General features: G+C 41.5%; 18 protein-coding genes. 9 read left to right on the top strand and 9 right to left on the bottom strand.

The window, feature by feature from the left end; translation table 11 throughout:
* Positions 1-118: 118 nt before the first annotated feature.
* From MHH31_RS18415 to MHH31_RS18390, 6 genes are all read right to left on the bottom strand, one after another.
* Entirely contained in the window at positions 119-2,200 is a 2,082-nt protein-coding gene (locus MHH31_RS18415; RefSeq protein ID WP_342495095.1) for a beta-galactosidase, read from the bottom strand.
* A gap of 23 nt (positions 2,201-2,223) precedes the next feature.
* Positions 2,224-3,432: a glycosyl hydrolase 53 family protein gene (locus MHH31_RS18410; RefSeq protein WP_045033658.1), complete on the bottom strand. Its 1,209-nt coding sequence runs from the start codon at positions 3,430-3,432 to the stop codon at positions 2,224-2,226.
* An 11-nt stretch (positions 3,433-3,443) separates the two neighbouring features.
* Positions 3,444-4,286 carry a sugar ABC transporter permease gene (locus MHH31_RS18405; protein ID WP_007497274.1) on the bottom strand — a complete coding sequence of 281 codons (843 nt, stop codon included), beginning with the start codon at positions 4,284-4,286 and terminating at the stop codon, positions 3,444-3,446.
* Between the two features lies 1 nt (position 4,287).
* Complete coding sequence (locus tag MHH31_RS18400; RefSeq protein ID WP_045033662.1) at positions 4,288-5,526, bottom strand: sugar ABC transporter permease; 1,239 nt, start codon at positions 5,524-5,526, stop codon at positions 4,288-4,290.
* A 145-nt stretch (positions 5,527-5,671) separates the two neighbouring features.
* Positions 5,672-6,937 (bottom strand): extracellular solute-binding protein, encoded by a 1,266-nt coding sequence (locus MHH31_RS18395; protein ID WP_342495094.1) that lies wholly within the window; start codon positions 6,935-6,937, stop codon positions 5,672-5,674.
* Between the two features lie 172 nt (positions 6,938-7,109).
* Positions 7,110-8,105, bottom strand: coding sequence for a LacI family DNA-binding transcriptional regulator (locus tag MHH31_RS18390; RefSeq protein ID WP_099496967.1), 996 nt, complete (start codon positions 8,103-8,105; stop codon positions 7,110-7,112).
* A gap of 171 nt (positions 8,106-8,276) precedes the next feature.
* On the opposite strand from MHH31_RS18390, the gene MHH31_RS18385 reads away from it, so the two are divergent.
* On the top strand, positions 8,277-9,176 hold the full coding sequence (locus MHH31_RS18385) for a LysR family transcriptional regulator (protein WP_008347343.1): 900 nt from the start codon (positions 8,277-8,279) through the stop codon (positions 9,174-9,176).
* 16 nt (positions 9,177-9,192) lie between these two features.
* Here MHH31_RS18385 and MHH31_RS18380 read toward each other — a convergent pair whose 3' ends face one another.
* The 3 genes from MHH31_RS18380 to MHH31_RS18370 all read right to left on the bottom strand — a co-directional run bounded on the left by MHH31_RS18380 (position 9,193) and on the right by MHH31_RS18370 (position 12,859).
* Positions 9,193-10,869 (bottom strand): hypothetical protein, encoded by a 1,677-nt coding sequence (locus MHH31_RS18380; protein ID WP_342495093.1) that lies wholly within the window; start codon positions 10,867-10,869, stop codon positions 9,193-9,195.
* A gap of 82 nt (positions 10,870-10,951) precedes the next feature.
* Complete coding sequence (locus tag MHH31_RS18375; RefSeq protein WP_024720438.1) at positions 10,952-11,362, bottom strand: hypothetical protein; 411 nt, start codon at positions 11,360-11,362, stop codon at positions 10,952-10,954.
* Positions 11,363-11,374: 12 nt separating this feature from the next.
* Positions 11,375-12,859 (bottom strand): lipase, encoded by a 1,485-nt coding sequence (locus MHH31_RS18370; protein WP_342495092.1) that lies wholly within the window; start codon positions 12,857-12,859, stop codon positions 11,375-11,377.
* Between the two features lie 129 nt (positions 12,860-12,988).
* Between MHH31_RS18370 and MHH31_RS18365 the strand changes: the two genes are divergently transcribed.
* The 8 genes from MHH31_RS18365 to MHH31_RS18330 all read left to right on the top strand — a co-directional run bounded on the left by MHH31_RS18365 (position 12,989) and on the right by MHH31_RS18330 (position 20,501).
* Positions 12,989-13,495: a DUF1433 domain-containing protein gene (locus MHH31_RS18365; RefSeq protein WP_268356617.1), complete on the top strand. Its 507-nt coding sequence runs from the start codon at positions 12,989-12,991 to the stop codon at positions 13,493-13,495.
* Between the two features lie 81 nt (positions 13,496-13,576).
* Positions 13,577-14,056 carry a DUF1433 domain-containing protein gene (locus tag MHH31_RS18360; RefSeq protein WP_342495091.1) on the top strand — a complete coding sequence of 160 codons (480 nt, stop codon included), beginning with the start codon at positions 13,577-13,579 and terminating at the stop codon, positions 14,054-14,056.
* Positions 14,057-14,100: 44 nt separating this feature from the next.
* On the top strand, positions 14,101-14,589 hold the full coding sequence (locus tag MHH31_RS18355; RefSeq protein WP_342495090.1) for a DUF1433 domain-containing protein: 489 nt from the start codon (positions 14,101-14,103) through the stop codon (positions 14,587-14,589).
* A 93-nt stretch (positions 14,590-14,682) separates the two neighbouring features.
* Positions 14,683-15,618, top strand: a complete 936-nt coding sequence (locus MHH31_RS18350; protein ID WP_045033680.1) for a nucleoside hydrolase — start codon at positions 14,683-14,685, stop codon at positions 15,616-15,618.
* Between the two features lie 116 nt (positions 15,619-15,734).
* Positions 15,735-16,568 (top strand): MurR/RpiR family transcriptional regulator, encoded by an 834-nt coding sequence (locus MHH31_RS18345; RefSeq protein ID WP_034646848.1) that lies wholly within the window; start codon positions 15,735-15,737, stop codon positions 16,566-16,568.
* A 185-nt stretch (positions 16,569-16,753) separates the two neighbouring features.
* Positions 16,754-18,298, top strand: a complete 1,545-nt coding sequence (gene gntK / locus MHH31_RS18340; protein ID WP_342495089.1) for a gluconokinase — start codon at positions 16,754-16,756, stop codon at positions 18,296-18,298.
* A 24-nt stretch (positions 18,299-18,322) separates the two neighbouring features.
* Positions 18,323-19,651, top strand: a complete 1,329-nt coding sequence (locus tag MHH31_RS18335; protein ID WP_079919973.1) for a GntP family permease — start codon at positions 18,323-18,325, stop codon at positions 19,649-19,651.
* A 391-nt stretch (positions 19,652-20,042) separates the two neighbouring features.
* Complete coding sequence (locus MHH31_RS18330) at positions 20,043-20,501, top strand: type II toxin-antitoxin system antitoxin SocA domain-containing protein (RefSeq protein ID WP_342495088.1); 459 nt, start codon at positions 20,043-20,045, stop codon at positions 20,499-20,501.
* Positions 20,502-20,519: the final 18 nt, after the last annotated feature.

Here is a 20,519-nt window from a genome sequence, read left to right as displayed (position 1 = left end):
TTCTCACAAATAATGTATCATGTTTTGCCATATTATTTCAAGTTAGAATTTTGTTTATAAGCTGAATTTAAGCTGAATTTAAGGTTGGTTCTTGCATAAAAAGAAAAAAAGAATGTCTTTAAAGACATTCTTTTTTTCTTTTTAATATAAAATATTCATAGGCATCTAGTATTATTTTTCCTGTTAAATTTGAAGAGTGGAATGCATCTTCATAAGTGATTTGATCTTCTAACAAAATTACCTTTTTACTATCTGTAAAATTCATCATAAACACAAAGTCCTGCGATCCATCTGTTCGTTTCTGGACACTGACTCCCTCTGGAATTGAAGAGGATAGGATCGGTTTTATCCCTATTCCTGTGATGAGATCTTCGTAAAAATCATCATAAAACGCTTGCTCATTTTCAGAAGCCATATAGTATGCTTTCCCTTTGCCAAATGGACGGACAGTAAGGGCGGGCTGTCCTTCATAGCAGCCATTCTCAAAATGCCCTAACACAGAGGCTGATTCTGGGTGAATGGATTCGCAATATTGCCCGACATGGTAGGTGCGTCCATTTCCTGTGGTCATTAAGACGTGTTCATCTGGCATCAATGTGTTGATTTCCTCTGCCCAAACACCAAGTACATGGCGGAGAGGGCCAGGGAAACCACCGAGGAAACAGAGGTCGTTTTCATCGACCATGCCGCTCCAGTACGTTGCCACAAAAATGCCGCCCTCTTTGACAAATGCTTCGATCTTTTCTGCCACGCCTGGTTTGATCATGTAGAGCATTGGCCCCACAAGCACTCGATAGGATGAGAAATCCTTTTCCATCCCGACAATATCAACAGGGATACCCTTTTTCCAGAAACTGCGATAGTGAGTTTGGCAAGCCTCTACATAGCGTTTGTTGGTATTATTTAAGCCTTGCGCATCATCAATTGCCCAATGGTTTTCCCAATCATATATGATGGCGACCTCTGGTTGAACGGATGTACCCGCAATCGGTTGAAGCTGCTCCAGCTGTTTTCCTAAATTAGCGACTTCTTGAAACACACGCGTGTGTTCATGTCCTGAATGATCCACAACAGCGCCGTGGAATTTTTCAGAGGCGCCCCGGCCTTGTCTCCACTGGAAATAAAGGACGGAGTCGGACCCGTGGGCAATCGCCTGCATGGCAGAGAGGTGTGCCATTCCTTTATGCTTCACCTTATTCACTTCATGCCAGTTCACGAGGCTTGGTGTGCTTTCCATCACAAGAAACGGCTGACCGCCCTTTAATGAACGATACAAATCGTGAACGAAGGCGACGTTTGACGCTAATTCTGCAGTGGATTCTCTGCCGCTATGCCATGCTGGATAGCTATCCCATGAGATCACGTCGACTTCTTTTGCAAATTGATGATAATCCAGTCCAAGAAATGGACGCATATGCGGATAGTCGCCCATAAAATTGGTGGTTACTGGCACATGAGGTGTTAATTCTCGTAGTGGTTCAATTTCATTTTGATAAAAATTGATCGTTTGTGCTGTGACAAAACGCTTCCAGTCTAGGTTCATGCCATGAATCATGTGCTCCCCGTGCGGTGCAGGTGACTCGATTTGCGACCAATCGGTAAAGGTGTGGCTCCAAAATCCCGTCCACCATGCTTGATTCAAAGCTTCAAGGTCATGGTTGTATTTGTCTTTCAAATAGTCTCTAAATGCTTCTTGGCAAAGATCACAATGACATTCACCGCCGTATTCATTTGAAATGTGCCACATGATCAGCGCTGGATGGTCCTTGTAGCGTTCAGCAAGCAAACGATTGAGTGTATTCGTTTTTTCTCGATAAACCGGTGAGGTGAAGCAATGATTATGGCGAAGTCCGTGTAAGTTGCGCTGGCGGTTTGCTTCAACGCGTAAGACTTCTGGATATGTTTGCGAGAGCCAAGCAGGTCTTGCTCCGCTTGGCGTGGCGAGAATGGCGTGAGCTCCCTGCGCTGCCAAGCGGTCCATGATATCATCCAGCCAGGCAAAATCATATTCCCCTTCTTTTGGCTCGAGCTTGCTCCAAGCGAAAATGTTGATAGAGAATGTTTGACAGTGTGCAAGCTTCATTAATCGAAAATCTTCGTCAATGATCTCCGGCATATGAAGCCATTGATCAGGATTATAGTCGCCACCATGCAAAAAGCCTTTCACATTTGGGTGAACGAGTGGGTAACGCTTTCCCATTTTGTCACGTCCTATCTGTTTAATTACGGTGTCATTTGTTTAAATACATCAAGAGAAGGCAGGGCTTTTCCGTTGAAATCAAACATGGCCTGATTTTCCCAAGCATTCCCGACTGTGCCGGTTGTTTGAATATAAGCGAGCCCGTATTGACTAGACCATGGCGCACCTTTTGCTGGAATCCAAAGCGGCTCCCAATAAAAGAACCCTTTCCCGCGATTGTTTTTTACTTGTGAAATTTTTTCTGATAGATCTCGTATAAAAGATGCCTGCCCTTGTGGTGATGCTGGATAACCGGCCGTATTGACTGAATCTTGGTTAAATGAGTTATCGAGGTTGTCACCATTTGCTGTTGTAAAGCCGTAGGCGGTTTCTACCACGATGACATCCTTGTTATAGCGGGCGCTAATATCATTCATGTTGTTAGTAAGACCGCTAAATCCCCCGTCCCAATACGGGTAGTAAGATAAACCGATCGTATCGAACGAAACGCCTCGTTTGGTGATTTCATCAAACCACCAGCGAGATGCGCCATTGTCCCCTCCATGTGCAAGATGAAGCATGACTTTGATGTTTGAATCGACAGAGCGGACAGCATTTGTCCCCGCTTTTAGCAAAGCAGCGAGTCGGTCAAATTCACCGCCGCCTTCACCCCAGCTCTTTCCGTTCGGCCAAAGCATACCTGAATTTAATTCATTCCCGACCTGTACCATATTTGGTAGGGCATTTTGTGCTTTCATCGCTTTAAGTACATCGCTTGTGTAAGTGCCAACAGCTTTTTCTAAATCGCTTTGGGAGAGATTGGTCCAAGCTTTCGGTTTGAACTGTTTACCGGGATCGGTCCAGAAATCACTGTAGTGAAAATCAAGCAGCACTTTCATATTTTGTGCTTTTGCACGTTTCGAGAGAGCAATGGCGGTATTTAAATCGTTTGTCCCCCCGTTATAGGCACGGCCTTGGTTGTCGTATGGATGGTTCCAGAGTCTGATGCGCACATAGTTGACACCTTTCTCTTTTAATAGCTTGAGTGGATCAACCTGCTGCCAGTTTTGGTTGTAGTATTTGCCGCCGCTTCGCTCCACTTCTGCGAGCATGGAGATATCGGCTCCTTTGATGAAATCACCTTGCAATCCATTGATCGGTTTCACCGAAATCGAATCAGCCTTTGCTTCAGGCAGAATACCTAACCCCATCAGAAAGAAAACGACAACAGTGACAAGCAACCATTTCTTCATCAAATCTCCCCTTATCCTTTTGTCCCGCCTTGTGTGAGGCCGGATACAAATTGTTTTTGTAAAACAAGAAACAATAAAGCAACTGGAATCGCAATGAGTAAAGCCCCGGCTGCAAAGGTCGTGTAGCTGGCACCCATTTTGTCTGATACAAGATTGTATAGACCGATTGGGAGCGTATACATTTCGGGTGAGCGGACAATGACACTGGAGATGATGAAATCACCCAGCGGTCCTGTAAATGAGTTGATGGCAACAACGGCTAAAATCGGCTTGGCAAGCGGCATAATAATTTGGATGAAAATCCGGAAATGCCCTGCGCCATCCATTCTGGCTGATTCATCGAGATCCTTTGGAATCGCATCAAGATAGCCTTTCATTAAATACGTATTCATCGGAATTTGTCCGCCTGCATAAATCAAAATCAATGCAAGATGGCTGTTAATGAGTCCAAGCATTTGAGCCAATACAAATATGGCAATCAGCGCTGAAAATTGAGGAATCATTTGCAGCAGCAAAAAGAGCATCAGCCCATTTTTCCGTCCTTTGAATCGGAACCTAGAAAAGGCATAACCTGTAAAGCTGACAAGGATCAACGTTAAGAGCATAGTTGCAATACTGATTTTCATTGAGTTCCAATACCATTTTGCATAAAGTGCTCCTTGACCGAAGAAGAGTTCTGTAAAGTGGCTGAACGTTGGATTCTTCGGAAACATGCTTGTGCTCATCAGGCTGTTCCCGGGATTAAAGGAAGCGCCGATCGTCCAAAGGAGTGGATATAGAATACAAACGGAGGCAATGAAAAGGATGAAATAAGTGATACTCAGGCGAATGAGCTTATTTTGTTTTGATCCCATATCACATCATGTCCTCCTCTTTGAATGAATTCGTTCTCTTAAACTGCCAAAGTGCAATGGCAATGACGAAGATCGACAGTAAGATCGTAACAGCTGCAGCAAGTGCATATTGAGAAGACTGCATCGTCAGTTTGTAAATCCAAGACACCAAGATGTCTGTGCCCCCCGCTGTGGATCCAGCAACAGGCGGCCCCCCGCCATTAAATAAATAGATGATATTAAAGTTGTTAAAGTTAAACGTATATTGCGTGATTAATATAGGTGCAATTGAATAGAGGACAAGCGGTAATGTAATGGAACGGAATTTCTGAAAGAAATTTGCCCCATCAATGGTTGCAGCCTCGTATAAATCTTCAGGAATGGCCTGCAAAACGCCGGTTGTCATAATGAACACAAAAGGAAAACCAAGCCAAGTCTGCATCGCAATAAGAGCGATTTTGCTCCAAAATGGATCTGTCAGCCATGGTTTTGGATCAATTCCAATCGATGCAAAAAGGGTATTGTTGATCGCACCAAACGTGTCGTTAAACAATCCAGCAAACACCAAAATGGTCACAAATCCTGGAACAGCCCACGGCAGAATCAAAATCGTTCTGAAAAACCGTTTTCCTTTTAAATCTTTTTGATTGAGCAGAACCGCTAGAAAAATGCCGACAGCACATTGAAGGGTCGATGCAGCCAACGTCCATACGACCGTCCAGCCCAGTACATCAATGAATGTGTCTCTCCAAATATCGATTGAAAAGATATTTTGAAAGTTTTTGATGCCTACCCAATCAATGAGATTGGCAGGAGGCGAGTGGTATAAATCATAGTTTGTAAAGGCCAGCGCAAAGCTGAACATAATAGGAAAGACAACAGAGAATAGAAGTAAAAAGAAAGCAGGAGTGCTCATTAAGTAAGGAAAGCCTTGATCGATGAGCTGATGGTATTGAGCACGGATGGAATGAAGCGGAACCCCTTGATCACGTTTCTTTCCGTTCATAAATGCATCTCGTATCATGAGTACATAAAAACCGATGCCAAATCCAGCTGTTAAAAGTGCAATAATTCCTTTTGCTAAAAGGAAAACAGAGTTGTCACGAGGCAGCATCGTACCAAGTGTGAACAGCCCCCAGAAGCCAATATTGAATAAATCATAAAACACAAGTAGAAAAGAAACGCCAAACAGGAAAAAGAGTGCCCCTTTGCCATACTGTTTGTTGTATATTTGCCCCATCCCGGGTATAAGAGAGAACATTAGCGCCCGTCTCCGGTGTGTCTTTGATTCCACTATGTGTGTGCGGTCTAGTTCAAGGTTACCCGTCACGTTTAACACCTACTTCATATGAAATTAGATCAAGTGCAGGCAGCATGATAGATGAACAGCTACCTGCGCTTGGTGTTTATTTTGAGTGATTCGCTTTAATTTGCGAGTCGATTTGTTTGACCGCATCATCAAATGCCTTTTTCACATCGGTACGGCCAGTCGCAATCAGCCCTAATGCGCTGTCAATCGGCTTCCACACCTCTGCCATTTCTGGATTGTTCGGTGTCAGCGTGGCATATTTCGTTTGCTTTGAAACAGCATCCGCATTAGCGTTTTCAGTAATGACTGGGTCTTTCATCAGCTTTTTCACTGGTGGAATTTCCTCTGTGACTTCAAAGCGCTTTTTCGAATTTTTTTCGTTCGTGATAAACTCAACAAATTTCTCGGCAAGTTCTTTATTTTTAGAATAAGAGGAGACGTTGTAGCTCTTTACACCTAAGAACGAGCTCATATGTTTTCCGTTAGGGAGTGTTGGTAGCTCGGACACGCCATAGTTGATACCCGCTTCTTTATAAGGACCAAATGACCATGGACCAGAAATGACAGCCGCTGCCTTTTTCTCAGTGAATAAGGAATTGAGGACATTGATTCCTTGCTCACCAATAATACCTTTCGGGAAAAGTCCTTCGCTAAAGAATGTCTGAATGTATTTTCCGCCTTCGATGGCACCATCGTTATTAAGACCAATATCATTGACGTCATAAGAACCATCGTTTTTCTGTTTGAAAATATAGCCACCTGAACCGCCTAATACACTTTCTGCGTAGTAAATTTCATCCCACTTCGCAACAAAACCGTATTTCCCGTCCTTTGTCAGCTTTTTCGAAAGGTCATACCAGCCATCGAGTGTCGTTGGTGCCTTTTTGACAAGGTCTTTGTTATAGAAAAGCACAGTGGTTTCAACGGATTTTGGCAGGCCATACAGCTTGCCATCTATCGTTTGTGATTGAATCGATTCGTCTGTGAAGGAATTGATCACTTTTTGATCTGGTTTGATTTCTTGTAACAATCCCTCTGTGACAGCTGATCCAATTTGGTCGTGAGGCATGGTGATGACATCTGGACCAGTGCCGGCAGCGCCATCGAGACGAAGCGCTTCAATTTGGTCGGCATATGCTTTTTCGACTACTTTGACTTTCACGTCGTTTTGTTTTTCAAATTCTTTGACGGCGTCTTGAATCCCATCAGACTTTTTGACATCCTCCCACACTAGCAAGGTCTTTGTACCTGTAGATGCCGGCTGTGTACCGCTTGAATTGTTATCTCCTGGTCCGCATGCTGACAGCAGCAGCACAGCAGTACCAACGACTGCCGATAATGTCGCCCATTTTCCCTTTTTCATTCGTAATCCCCTCTCGTTCTTTTTTCACAGATGATAAGAAAACGCTTTCTTAATGTGAGAATATCAACTTGAGTAAAAAAAGTAAACACATTTTATTAAATTTATTAAGTAAAATTTTTTACCGAAATAAAGAGAAAAGAAGCCCGCCATATATGGCAGGGCTTCCAGCTGTTTATATCGTGCTTTTACGAAAGACAGGATCTGAGGCAATCAGCACGGTTTTTGGTAATGTTCTGCCATCAACCAGTCTTTCTAAAAGTAAATCGACAGCTGTTTCGCAAAGTAAAGAGGTATGGATGTGATAAGTGGTGAGCGGTGGTGACACATATTGAGAGACGTGAATATCGTTGATACTAAAGACACTCACTCGATTTGGTAAAGAAAAACCGCGTTCATTTAATGCTTGTAAACAGCCTATCGCAAGAGGATCACTTGCGACACAAAAAGCGGTTGGCAGGTGATCGCCGAGCTCGTCGATCGCCTTCATCATCAATGAATAGCCTTCATCTACAGAGAAGTGGTGACCGATATAGACCAATTGTTCATCCAGTTTGTTGTGTGCTGTCATGTACTGGCGGAAGGTCGTTTCACGAATATCTGGAATCCGCCTATTTGTATTGAGATCAAGATCTGTCCCGCCAATGAATCCAATGGATGTGTGCTGTTTTTCGATAAAAGAATCGATAATCTTTTCTACAATTCGTTTCAGGTTTGGTTTCACAGAATCAAAGCGGTCTTCATCTGGTGATGTATCAATAAAGACGATATGTTTTGTGATCGCATATAATTGATCAAGCTCAGTTTTTTTAAATCGACCGATGGCGATGATGCCTTCTGTAGAAGGATCAATCGATTGAAGACCATCAGATGGTTTGTAAGCGGTAACATTTAAGCTTCTGGTATTGGTGAGTTCCTCAATGCCTAGACGAATGGATTTAAAATAAATATCTTCAAGCTCTTCTTTTTCGGTCATCCAATAGAGAAAGGCAATTTTTTTTAGTGAATGTTTAAATGTCTTTTTTTGATAGGACAAAGCTTCTGCTGCCGCGTATACTCTCTCACGTGTTTGATCCGTAACCGATAGGTTGGGATCTTGGTTCAGTACGCGAGACACGGTGGCGATGGATAATCCGGCTTTTTCCGCAATGTCCTTTATTTTAGCTGCCAAGTCAGCACCTCCTATAGAAAATATCTCCTTTCAGTATAGAGTCTTTAAAAAAATTAGTAAATATTTTTATTAAATTGATTGGTTTAGGCTGTTCTTTACGAGTTGGAAAGGAATTAGTAAGATATATGTATTGAAGATGTAGGATTAAGATTTCTGATAGGAGAGGGACAGATGTATTATGATGCACTGAAGACATTTGTGACAGTGGTAGAAGAGAAAAACTTTACAAAAGCAGCTCAGAAGCTACGGATTTCTCAACCGAGTGTCAGTCTTCACATTAAGAACTTGGAGCAGGAATTTCAGACGGTTCTGCTCAATCGTTCGCCAAAGCAATTAACGGTGACGCCAACTGGGGATATGCTGTACCATCGATCAAAACAAATCATTCGTTTATATGAACAGGCGAAGCAGGATATTTATGAGCATCATCATCTGGCACGAGGGAAGCTCACGATTGGAGCGAGTTTTACCATTGGGGAGTATGTGCTGCCGCAAATTTTGGCACAATTTCATCAGCTCTATCCGCATGTTGATATTGAGGTAGTCATTGATAATACAGAGGCGATCGCTAGACATGTTCGGTTGTTCCATGTCGACATTGGACTGATTGAAGGACAAACCAATGACAAAGAACTCTCTGTAGAAACGTTTCTAGAGGATGAACTGTATATCGTTGCCCCATTAGACCATCCGTTTGCAAAGAAAAAGGATGTCACCATTGATCAATTGCAAAATGAAACATGGATCACAAGAGAAGAAGGATCTGGGACAGGAGAATACTTACAGCATGTCCTGAAATCAAATGGACTGAAAGCGCGGACCTTTGTGACATTTAGCAGCAATCAAGCGATTAAAGAAGCTGTCATTCATGGAATGGGGCTATCTGTTTTATCTAAATATGTCCTCCAGCGGGGCAGCATTGGCGGGGAATTGGCTGTCATTTCTGTGAGGGGAATGGACTTTAAACGGACATTTTCCTATATCGAATCCCCGATGACAGGTGGGAATAAAAATAAGGAATTGCTTGTTGAGTTGTTGAGAAAAGAGAGAAAAGACGCTTCTCCGCAGTAGGAGAAACGTCTTTTTTTTATAATCCTTTGATGTTGATTTCATCGACTGGGAGGAAAATCTCACCTGTATCTGTGTACTTCATGGTGACTTTATCGCCTTCTTTTAAATAAATAATAAGAGGCTCTTTTTCAGATGACATGGTGTAGTTTTTCCCATCGTCTAGTAAGAAGGTGACGGTTGTATAATCACCGGTCTTTTCCTTATACACCCTCTTCACTTTGCCTGTTGACTCTTTCTTTTCTTGCTTTGATGAACTATTGACGGTACCGCCGCCTTTTTGAAGAGCAGTTTTATAGGCTCTTAGTGCTTCATTTGGTGTAGAAGCGTATGCAGCGATTTCAGGATTGGCTGCCGAAACAATAAAGTAGTTTTGCAGGAACCCGTTTGAATCGAGAACAGGTGTAAGCCAGCTGGCTTCCCCGTAGAAATTATAAAGAATCGGCATGCGGCCCTTCCATTTCTTCTCGATAAATCGTTTCTCAATAATTTGCAAAGCTCCCTGTGAATCCATGTAGGATTCTTCAAGATTACCCGTATAATACGTGGCTTTTCCTGTTCGGGCATTTGTTAGTGCATACCCGAGCATGGAATCAACGCCCTCTTTTGGACTGGTGAAATCTGTGAAGTAATACATATCCCCTTTTGAATCAAACACCGGACTTACATTGGCTTCAGTCCCCTCATCAGAAGGCAGCTTCACATCTGATTTTCCAAAGAGGCTGTTCCAGAAACCATGTACATAGTTGCCGAAGTAACTATTCTGCAGACTGACAGCCTCTGGTGACACAGCGCCATCAATAAAGGCTGGTACGTTGTCTAAGGCGTATTTCTTCGTTTCACCTGTTTTGGCATCCACAACAACCACACCTGAAGCTTTAAACCCGTTTCGTGCAGAGATGAAATCTCCAAATGTTTGGATGTAATAAGGCTTGCCATCATCATTGATCTCTAGCTGCGTGTCTCCATAGAAAATCAAATCTGGGTACTGAAGGCGGATATGCCGCTCAATTTCCTTATTGAAATAGGAAGAAGGCGTATAGACCATCTCGGTTTTCACAAACTTTGGATTGGCAGATGAGTCGGTCGCACTTAATGTAAAGTAACCCGGTGTGCTACCAGAACGAATCCATTTAAAGAAATCGGAGAACTCGACGGGTGCGATATACACATACTCACCATTGACCTTCTGAATTTGCAAGCTGCCAAGCTCGTAGTAACTCGTGTTTGGCACCTGTCCGAACGATTTCTTCATCTTATTGCGAGCAAATTGCGGTGGTACACTCGCAGGTGTCTCTGTCTCATCGAACGCTTTGATTTCGACTTTTTGCTCCATTTTAGACACGTCGAATTTCTCATTTGCATTGAATAGAAAAGCGGTTGCCATATAAACACCGAGCAGCAATAAAATGAGAAATAATACGCTTTTGATCTTCCGCTCCAATCCCACTGATAAAAAGGCACCTGCTGCTGTCACAACAAGTCCAATGAGCCACAGTGATGATGGGTTGCGGTCTAAATTGGTGATGTAGTAGAAGCCGAAAATCCCGATGATAAACAGCAGTGCCAGTCCCGCAATCCACATAAGCGGCACCTGTTGTTCAGTCCCTTTCTTTCTAACGATTAACCTGAGTGGTGTGAGCAAAAGGGTCAGGACAAGACCGATCACAACCGAAAATAACAACATATATCCCACAAACAGATCTCCTTTCAAATCAATCACTCTTTTAGTATATACGAGTGAGACGGGGAAAAGATTCACCGGATGGAAGGTTCATTTAAATGCCGATCGAATCAATGGCTGATTGAACATCTTCTTTCAGCTCAAAAAATGTGAGTCTTTTTTCAATTTTTTCGATTAAGGCGTCAATGGCTTCACCTGACATATGGGTTTGGATGTTCCTTTGATGTTTGTACACGTTAATCAGAAGGTCATCAATCAGATCTACTATTTTTTTGGCTTCTTGACGATCCTCTGCAAATTCATTTTGAAGTTGATGCCGGATGGCTCTGATCAGCGCTGTTTTCTGTTCTTCTTTGATCTTTGCCTTCAAAGCAGCCAGCTCTGCTGGTGTCATATCTTCCGTGTTAAAGTTTGCTTGAGAGAAGATGGAGCTAGATGTATGCGTATCTGTGACTCTCTGCAAAAAACGATCTGCGTCTGTTGGTTGTTTCTTTGAAAATTCCATTTGTCGTACTCCTTAAGAAATCCCCATATTCTTGGCAAGGGTTGTATCTGCATCGTGGTATTGTTTTCCTAGCTGGCTCATATCATCTGATATTGAGTCCATCCACCTTTTCATATCCATCGCATGATCAATCGCTGCATCATACTTTTTGACCGAATAGAACTCATTTTCAAGACCCTCTGTTTTTAAGTGGCGAATCACAGCATCCACATCTGAAGCCGTCAGCTGGTCATACGAACCAAAACCGACAATTTGTTTGTATCTTGAACGAACGCGTTCCACCGATTGCTCCACTTTGTCATCGAGTTTCTCAATTTTACGAATGATTTGCTGCATATGGTGCTCGGCATATGTGGAGAATTTACGACCTGTGTTCATGAGAACATGTGACTTGATTAAAATCGCTACCACACTTTGCGGATGGACATTTGATTGGCTCAATTGATGTAACATGGCGGCAGTGAGAGAAGGGTTTTTTCTCAACATATCATCAATGGTTTGAACGGAGCCATCTGACGAAAAGGAATACCGGTCTAAGCCATGGCTGCCGGCGAGGGCTTCAAGAAATAAATTCGCATCAAGTGAAGGATTCACACTCATTGCCCGATTGAGGAGATTTTTCGTAAATTGGACGGCCTTTGAGGAGTCCTCAGTGTAATCGACGCCTTCAGGTAAAGCGGCATCATACATCACTTTCACACGACCGATTTCTGTCGTATGACGATTTAAGAGAGATAGCCCATCATTGAGATTGATATATTCTGTTAATCTATTGCGGTAATCACCTTTTAATGCTTTGGCTTGCAGACCATCCGATAGATTTGGGTAAATATTCGGATTCTCAAAGGTGACCCCGCCTTTAATAAAATCATTTTTGACAAGAACATAAGAAGCATTTGACCCGCCAAGTGAATGCCCTGTCACATACATCTTCGCATTCGGCATTTTCTTATGGATCTCTTTTGCATACCGGTCCGCCTGCACCATTTGATTCTCTGCACCGTGTTCAAAAGGGATATTTTTAATTAAATACTTCGTATCTGAAATCAACCAATCTTGTACAATCTCATTTGTATAGGTCGTTGTCCCTGTCGTCATCTTCGTCGTGACTTCCTTTGACGTCTCTGACTGGCTAAAAGGAGGCAGCTTTGTCAAAATGGTAGAAAGAAGATCATCTGACTCTTTTTTTCCATGTTTTTTAATGGTATCTTTATATTGGCCTGCCCCAATCGGTTCTGAGCCACGGTAGGCGATGACGGCGTTTTTGATTTTGGTGAGGTCTTTGCCTTTACCGGATCGAATAAAGTCATCCTTTGATACCAAAGTTAGTGAGTTAAGCCCTTTTTCTGTTTCTTTATAGTCAATGACATACATTTTTCTACCATTGCTAATTTCTATTTCTTTATAGTCCTTATAGTTTTTAATAGCATAAGATTTTGTTGATATTTCTTTATAGTCTTCGTCAGTAAGCTTAAATTGAGTTGACTTTATGGTCAATATTAACACCCCTGTTATCTTTATACTTGGTAATTATATTATATAGTGGTATAAATATCTATTTTAGATCTATCGATTATTATACAAAAAATATCTCTATTATATCAATAAAAGGTGGATATTATTTAAATGAAAAATACAATTAAAATTATATGTGTTCTAATTCTCGTCATAGTTATCTCAGTGATTTTACTTATTCTGGAATTTGACAAGAAAAAAGAATCAAACGATGCGGGAGGAAAAAATATCGTGGAAGAAAGAGAAAAGAGTGATCAAGAATTAGCAGAAGAGTTTGCAGAGAAGATGAAACCCAAGATTGAAGAGCACTTACACAAAAGAGATATTCATAACTTTATCAAAACCATCACGTTTGAAAAAGATGTGACCATTAACCCAATGGGAGATATTACGATTGATGGTTATGTAAATGATGAACCGGAAAAGTACGGTTTCTCAGCTTCTTTACAATATAGAGCTAAAAAAATCGGTTCAATGAGTTATGACCCTGATTTATCAGACCGCTTTATAGATTGGGAAGAATATAAAGATGAGCCGGAAGTGAAAGAAAATTACCTTAAAAGTTTTACTAAGGAGGAACGTGAACAGTATCTGAGAGACATTGGAGAAAAAGAGTAAAACAGGTACTAGCCTACCTGTTTTTATTTTGTCAAATTCAATAGTCAGCTGATTAAAGTTCATCAAGGAGTTTTGCTTTTTATGAAAAATATCATGAAATTTTCTATCATTTTTGTGGTCGCCGTCATCTCCGTAACTGTGTTTGTTGTAGAGTACATTCATCAGAGTTTTTCAGATGAAGTAGTGCAAGAGAAAAGCGATCAAGAAAAGGCCGAAGAATTCGCAGAAAAGATGAAACCAAAAATTGAAGAATATTTACATGGAAAAGATATTCACAATTTTATTAAAACCATCACATTTAAAAAAAATGTATCTATAAGCCCTATGGGTTATGTCACAGTTGATGGATATATAAATAAAGATGCAGAAAAATATCATTTTTCTGCATCATTAATATACAAATCTAATGAAATAGGTTCGATGAGTCATTCTCCTGATTTATCATATCGCTTTAAAGACTGGGATAAATATAAAGATGAGCCTGAAATAAAGGAAAACTATCTTAAACGACTCTCTGAAAAAGAACGTGAACAGTACCTCAAGGATATTGGGGATAAATAACAAAAAGTTAATTTTTCATTATTAAGAAGGTGGCAACGGTAGACATGAAAAACACAATAAAACTTGTATCTGTTTTGGTCGTTATCATCATTGTCTCAGTGACTTCGTTAATCACTCAGCACAATAAGCAAAGTAAAACAAATGATGTGGTAAAAGAAAAGAGCGATCAAGAAAAAGCAGAAGAGCTCGCAGAAAAAATGAAGCCTAAAATAGAAGAATGTTTACGCAAAGAAGACATCCATCACTTTATTAAGACCATAACGTTTAAGGAGAGGGTAACTATTGATCCAATGGGCTACATCGTAATTAGAGGATATATTAATGATGAGCCAGAAAAGTACGAGTTCTCCGCTTCATTAAAGTATAGAACAAAAGAAATCGGTTCAATGAGTTATTCATATGAGTTATCAATTCGTTTTAGGGACTGGGAAAAATATAAAGATGAACCGGAATTAAAAGAGAATTTTTTAAAAAATCTCTCCAAAAAAGAACGCGAACAATATTTGAAAGACATTGGAGAAAAAGTGAAATAACAAGTCGACAAAGCCGATTGATTCCCTAAATCAATTTCAAAATATGCTATCATTCCCCTAACAACACTTACAAACAAGGGAGAGCTTTCAAACATGGCAAATAAAAAGAAATTGATCTTGGATGTAGACACTGGAATTGATGATGCGATTGGTATTTTGCTTGCAGTGAAAAGTAAGCGGTTTGATATGTTGGGGATCACAACGGTGTGCGGGAATGTGTCTGTTGAAGCGGCGACATTGAATACGTGTAAAGTGCTTGAGCTGGTTGAGGCAGAGGAAATCCCTGTCATCAAAGGTGCAGTAACGCCTCTTTTGAGAGCCCCTCATTATGAACATCGGGTGCATGGGGAGGATGGAATTGGCGGCGCTTTAAAGGACGCCCGGCCTAAGAAGACCGCGGATGAAGGTTTTGCGCCTGATTTTATCATTGACCAAGTACTGAAGTATTCGAAGCAGGTTACGCTTGTGTTGACAGGACCGTTAACGAATTTAGCCCTTGCGGTAAAAAAATGCCCTGAGCTGATTCATCACGTAAAAGAAGTCATTTTTATGGGGGGTGTCGTGCAGGGACAGGGGAATGTCACACCGGTTGCGGAATTTAATACATATGCAGATCCAGAAGCGGCGAAATTGGTGCTGGAGGCTGGTTTCCCTTCATTGACTCAAGTAGGGCTGGATGTCACGAGACAGGTCTTGTTAACGGATGAGAGAATTAATGCCATTCAAAATGAAACGTTAGCCAGTTATATCAGAGAGAGCACAAGCATTTACCGCCAGCGCTATTTTGAGCGGAATGGGGTGTGGGCATGTGCCATGCATGATCCGCTTGCTGTAAGTCTTGCAATTGATAAACAACTTGTGAATACACAGGCTTTTCATGTAGAAGTGGAGACGAAGAGTGAGTTCTGCGATGGTCAAATGATATGTGATTTTCAGCATCAATGGGGAAAAGATCGCAATCTTCAAGTGTGTATGGATGTAGATGCTGAAGGGTTTTTTGATTTAATGATCAAAGTCTTGAATTCTTAAAAAAGAAGTCTGTGCAAACAGGCTTCTTTTTTATAAGATGGGAACATGAGGAAATGTATGCGCTCACATGAATAGAGAAGGAGTGAAGTCAATTGGCTTCTGTCAGTTTAAGTAGTATGGATAAGATAAGGGCAGCAAGCAGAGGATTGCCGCCAAAACTGAAAGCAATTGCTGAGCACATTACGAGTGAGCCCCGCGACATCATCCATTTGTCGATTGTCGAGCTTGCCAAAAAGACAGCGAGCTCAGAGGCAACGATTTTTCGTCTTTGTAAAAGGCTTGGATTTGAGGGGTATCAAGATTTGAAGATTGCTATTGCCCAGGAAATAGACCAAACGAAGCCTGATTATGTAGATGAAGAGATGAGTCTTGACGATGATACTGCCGTTTTTATGCAAAAGGTATTTCAGGCAAACATCACTGCATTAAAGGATAGTTTTCAATTGTTGAATCCAGAAGATGTAGAAAAAGCCGTACAATTAATCCATGAAGCAGAGCGCTTAGAGTTTTATGGCAGCGGTGGGTCTGGCCTCATCGCCACAGATGCTTTTCACAAATTTATGAGGACAGGCATCAACTGTATTGTTCATACAGATTCTCACTTTCAAGCGATGTCGGCAGGTCTGCTTGATCAAAAGAGCACAGTGCTTGGTATATCTCATTCTGGTCGAAATAAGGATTTACTGGATGCGATGAAAACAGCCAAGGAAAAAGGAGCGAAAACCATTGGCATTACAAGCTATCAGCGTTCTCCATTGAGTCAGCTTGCAGATGTCACGCTGTATACATCAACGCAAGAAACGGCTTTCCGAACGGAAGCGATGTCTGCTAGGCTTGCCCAGCTTACTGTGATTGATGTGCTATATTTTGCGCTTGCACATTTAAGGCAGCAGGAAACATTAACAAACTTAAAGCAAATGAGAGAAACCATTTCTCAAAAAAGAGTGTAATGGTTTCAAAAATAAATTTTTCTATTAGTGAAAAATGCTGTTGTGGTAACGATTCTGAGGTTTTTAGTGAAAATTATTTTCTTTTTGATCGTTGAATGTCGAAAAAAATATTCCTATAATGGGATTTATCAGGTACACCGGCACCACGACACTTTATTTCAAATCAATGATTGGGCGTGATACAGATGAAGGGAAACCAGGCGGTAATTGGTTTGGATATTGGAACAACAAGTACAAAGGCGGTTCTATTTGGACCACAGGGGAAAGTCATATCAAAGCATTCTGTTCCTTATGACCTCATTCACCCCCAGCCAGCATGGGTTGAGCAGAACCCTGAACATATTTTAGATGCTGTGATTGCGAGTGTAAGAGGCGCATTGACGAAAGCAGCATTTGATGCAAAAAACCTCATAGGTGTGGGAATTAGTACGGCGATGCATTCCTTAATCGTCATGGATGAGAATGGAAAAGCATTAACAAACAGTATCATTTGGGCTGATAACAGAAGTGCAGAACAAGCGAAACGAATCATAACGGACTTAGATGGCTTTCAAATTTATAAAAGAACCGGAACACCGATCCATCCAATGTCACCGCTTTCAAAAATACGATGGATCAAGGAAATGACACCTGACGTCTTCAATCAGGCAGCAAAATTCATTTCCATCAAAGAGTATGTTCTTTATCATTTCTTTGGTCAGTATGTGGTCGATTATTCAATCGCGTCAGCAACAGGACTGTTCCGATTGGAAACGCTTCAATGGGACGAGGAGGCACTACGTATTGCAGGAATTCAGGTGAATCAGCTGTCTGAACTTGTTCCAACGACGCATCAGCTGCGTGGTCTTCAGCCAGTAATTGCGCTGCGAATGGGCATTGAAGAAGATACACCATTTGTTGTGGGTGCAAATGACGGTGTACTAGCGAATCTTGGTGTTGGTGCGATTGGCAAAGGTGAGGTAGCAGTCACGATTGGGACAAGTGGTGCAGTACGTACAGTCGTAGATCAGCCAATTACAGATGAGCAATCAAGAACATTTTGCTATGCATTGACGGACAAGCATTGGGTCGTCGGAGGACCGACCAATAACGGCGGAATTATGCTGAGATGGCTCAAGGATGAATTTGGGTCTTCCGAGGTGGAGGTAGCAAAGCGTCTAGGTGTAGACCCTTACGATCTGATGATTGATATTGCAGAGAAGGTTCCAGCTGGCTCAGAAGGACTGCTGTTTCTTCCATTTTTAACAGGTGAGCGTGCACCTTATTGGAATCCAAACGCAAGAGGCACGTTCTTCGGGATCGGTCTTCAGCATAAGCGCGAGCACTTTATTAGAGCCGTGTTAGAAGGCGTCATTATGAGTGTTTTCTCGATCGGTGTGGCACTAAGAGATTTAACAGGTCCAGCGAAGGATGTCAGGGCTTCTGGTGGATTTGCGAGATCCCCTCTATGGCGACAGATTTTGGCGGATACGATGGGCAGAGAAGTGCTCGTTCCAGAAAGCTACGAGGCTTCCGCACTTGGGGCGGCTGTCCTTGCACTTCATAGTTTAGGTCATATGGAAGAGATAGAAGAGGTGCAGGAATGGATTCGTATTTCTGCCCGCCATGAACCAAATATGAAGAACAACGAAACATACATAGAGCTGTTTTATTTATATGAGCGTCTCTATGACAAACTGAAGGATGAATTTAATGTCATTAGTGCGTTGCAATTAAAACAAAATCGTTAAACATCGGGGAAAAGGTGGGAGAACATGCTTTTATTCATTGTGATTGCGGCGATTGTCCTTTTACTCATTCTCATTACAGTCGCTAAGTTGAATCCGTTTGTGAGTTTGATCATTACCTCTATGCTAGTAGGCTTTGCTACAGGAATGGATTTACAGGAAATCATTCAATCGATTAAAACGGGATTAGGGAACACGTTATCGTTACTGGCGATTGTACTAGCGCTTGGGACCATGCTTGGGAAAATGATGGCTGAGTCAGGGGGCGCTGAGCGGATAGCTCAAACACTCATCAGTCGTTTTGGGACGAAGAATGTGCATTGGGCGATGATGTTTGTAGCCTTTATCGTGGGGATACCTGTCTTTTTCCAGGTCGGATTTGTTCTTCTCATTCCTTTACTCTTTACCATTGCGATTGAAACGGGCATTTCGCTCGTGACGATTGGGATTTCATTAATCGCAGGATTGTCTGTTGTGCATGGGCTAGTTCCGCCTCATCCAGCTGCCATGGCAGCAGTAGGCATCTATCATGCCAACGTGGGAAAAACGATTTTCTTTTCAATCATCGTCGGTTTGCCAACAGCTATTATTGCTGGACCGCTGTATGGTAAGTGGATTGGAAAACGGATACATAAACCAGTTCCAGAGATGCTCAGAAAGCAATTCACGGAACGAAATGCTGATCGGAAGCTTCCTGGTTTTGCGAATACGATGTTTACCATTTTGGTGCCGGTCATTCTTATGCTGCTTGCCACGTTGGCGGATATTATTTTGCCAGAGGATAGTATGTGGTATCAGATGTTCAAGTACATTGGAGATCCCATAACAGCTTTATTGATTGCAACAGTGTATTCTTTCTTTAGCCTTGGCTTTATACAAGGGATGAGCCGTGACCGAGTGCTGTCATTCAGTAACGATTGTTTGGGACCGATCGCTTCCATTCTGCTTGTGATTGGTGCAGGCGGAGCGTTCAATAATGTACTGATCGATTCAGGCGTTGGGGATTATATTGCTGATTTAGCCAAACACTCCCCAATCTCACCGATTTTACTTAGCTGGCTGATTGCTGCGGTTATTCGTGTGGCAACAGGATCAGCTACAGTATCCATGATGACAGCGGCCGGAATTGTAGCCCCAATTGCTGCATCCATGCCGGATGTGAGCAGAGAGCTGCTTGTTTTAGCAACAGGAGCGGGTTCATTGATTTTGTCTCATGTCAATGACTCTGGTTTTTGGCTGATCAAAGAGTATTTTGGTATGACCATTAAAGAGACGTTCTTGACTTGGACGGCTATGGAGACCATCATTTCCGTTAGCGCCATTGCATTTATTATGATTATTAATATGTTTATATAACGGGACAACAGCTCAATTCTTCGGAATTGGGTTGTTTTAGTGTTGCCCTTAAAAGATGCAGTGCTTGAGAAGTTATGCAATATGAGTGAAAATGTGTTGTCATTTTCATAATTGAACAGTTAAGATAAGAAACATAATAAAATTCAGCAACAAGACACAAGGCATTTTGACTGGTTATCTGTAATAAAAAATCATGTTGATTAGATTAATTTAGGCAAGTAACAGGTCAACAAATGTTTCTTTTACATAAACTGTAGAGAAACACATTAAATACAACAATATTGGGAATAGTTTTAATAATGTTAAGAACATTAAAATGGCAAAAATTCCATGTGTGCTTTTACAAAAACAAGTGTTTGTATTATAATAAGAGTAGATAGGAGGAGATACTATGGCAAATGTAATAGATGTTGCAGAATACTTCATTAGTCTTAGTAAAGAAAGAACACGTTTCGCTATAACTCCGTTAAAACTACAAAAACTACTTTATTACGCACAAGCATTTAGCTTACGAGATCGAAAAGCTACTCTGTTTACTGAAGCAATTGAAGCTTGGAAACACGGTCCCGTAGTCCCGAAAATTTACCGTAGATATAAGGATTATGGATACTTTACAATTCCTCATAAGGAATTTGAAAATAAGGGACTAGTCATTGAAGAGCCTAAATTAACTGATGATGAAATTGAAACAATAACAGAAGTCTGGGAACAATTTGGTCATCTAGATGGAAAGTTCTTAGAAGAACTTACCCATCAAGAGGACCCGTGGATTAACACTACCATAAATGATGTAATAGAAGTTCAAGATATTATTGACTATTTCGCTGATGAGCCAGCATTAAATATTTGAGGCAGTTTTAAACGCCTC

The sequence above is a fragment of the Bacillus sp. FSL K6-1033 genome (assembly GCF_038630765.1).
GTDB lineage: Bacteria > Bacillota > Bacilli > Bacillales > Bacillaceae > Bacillus > Bacillus altitudinis.
Note: the sequence above shows the minus strand (reverse complement) of the source record. Positions and strands in the feature narration are given on the sequence as shown.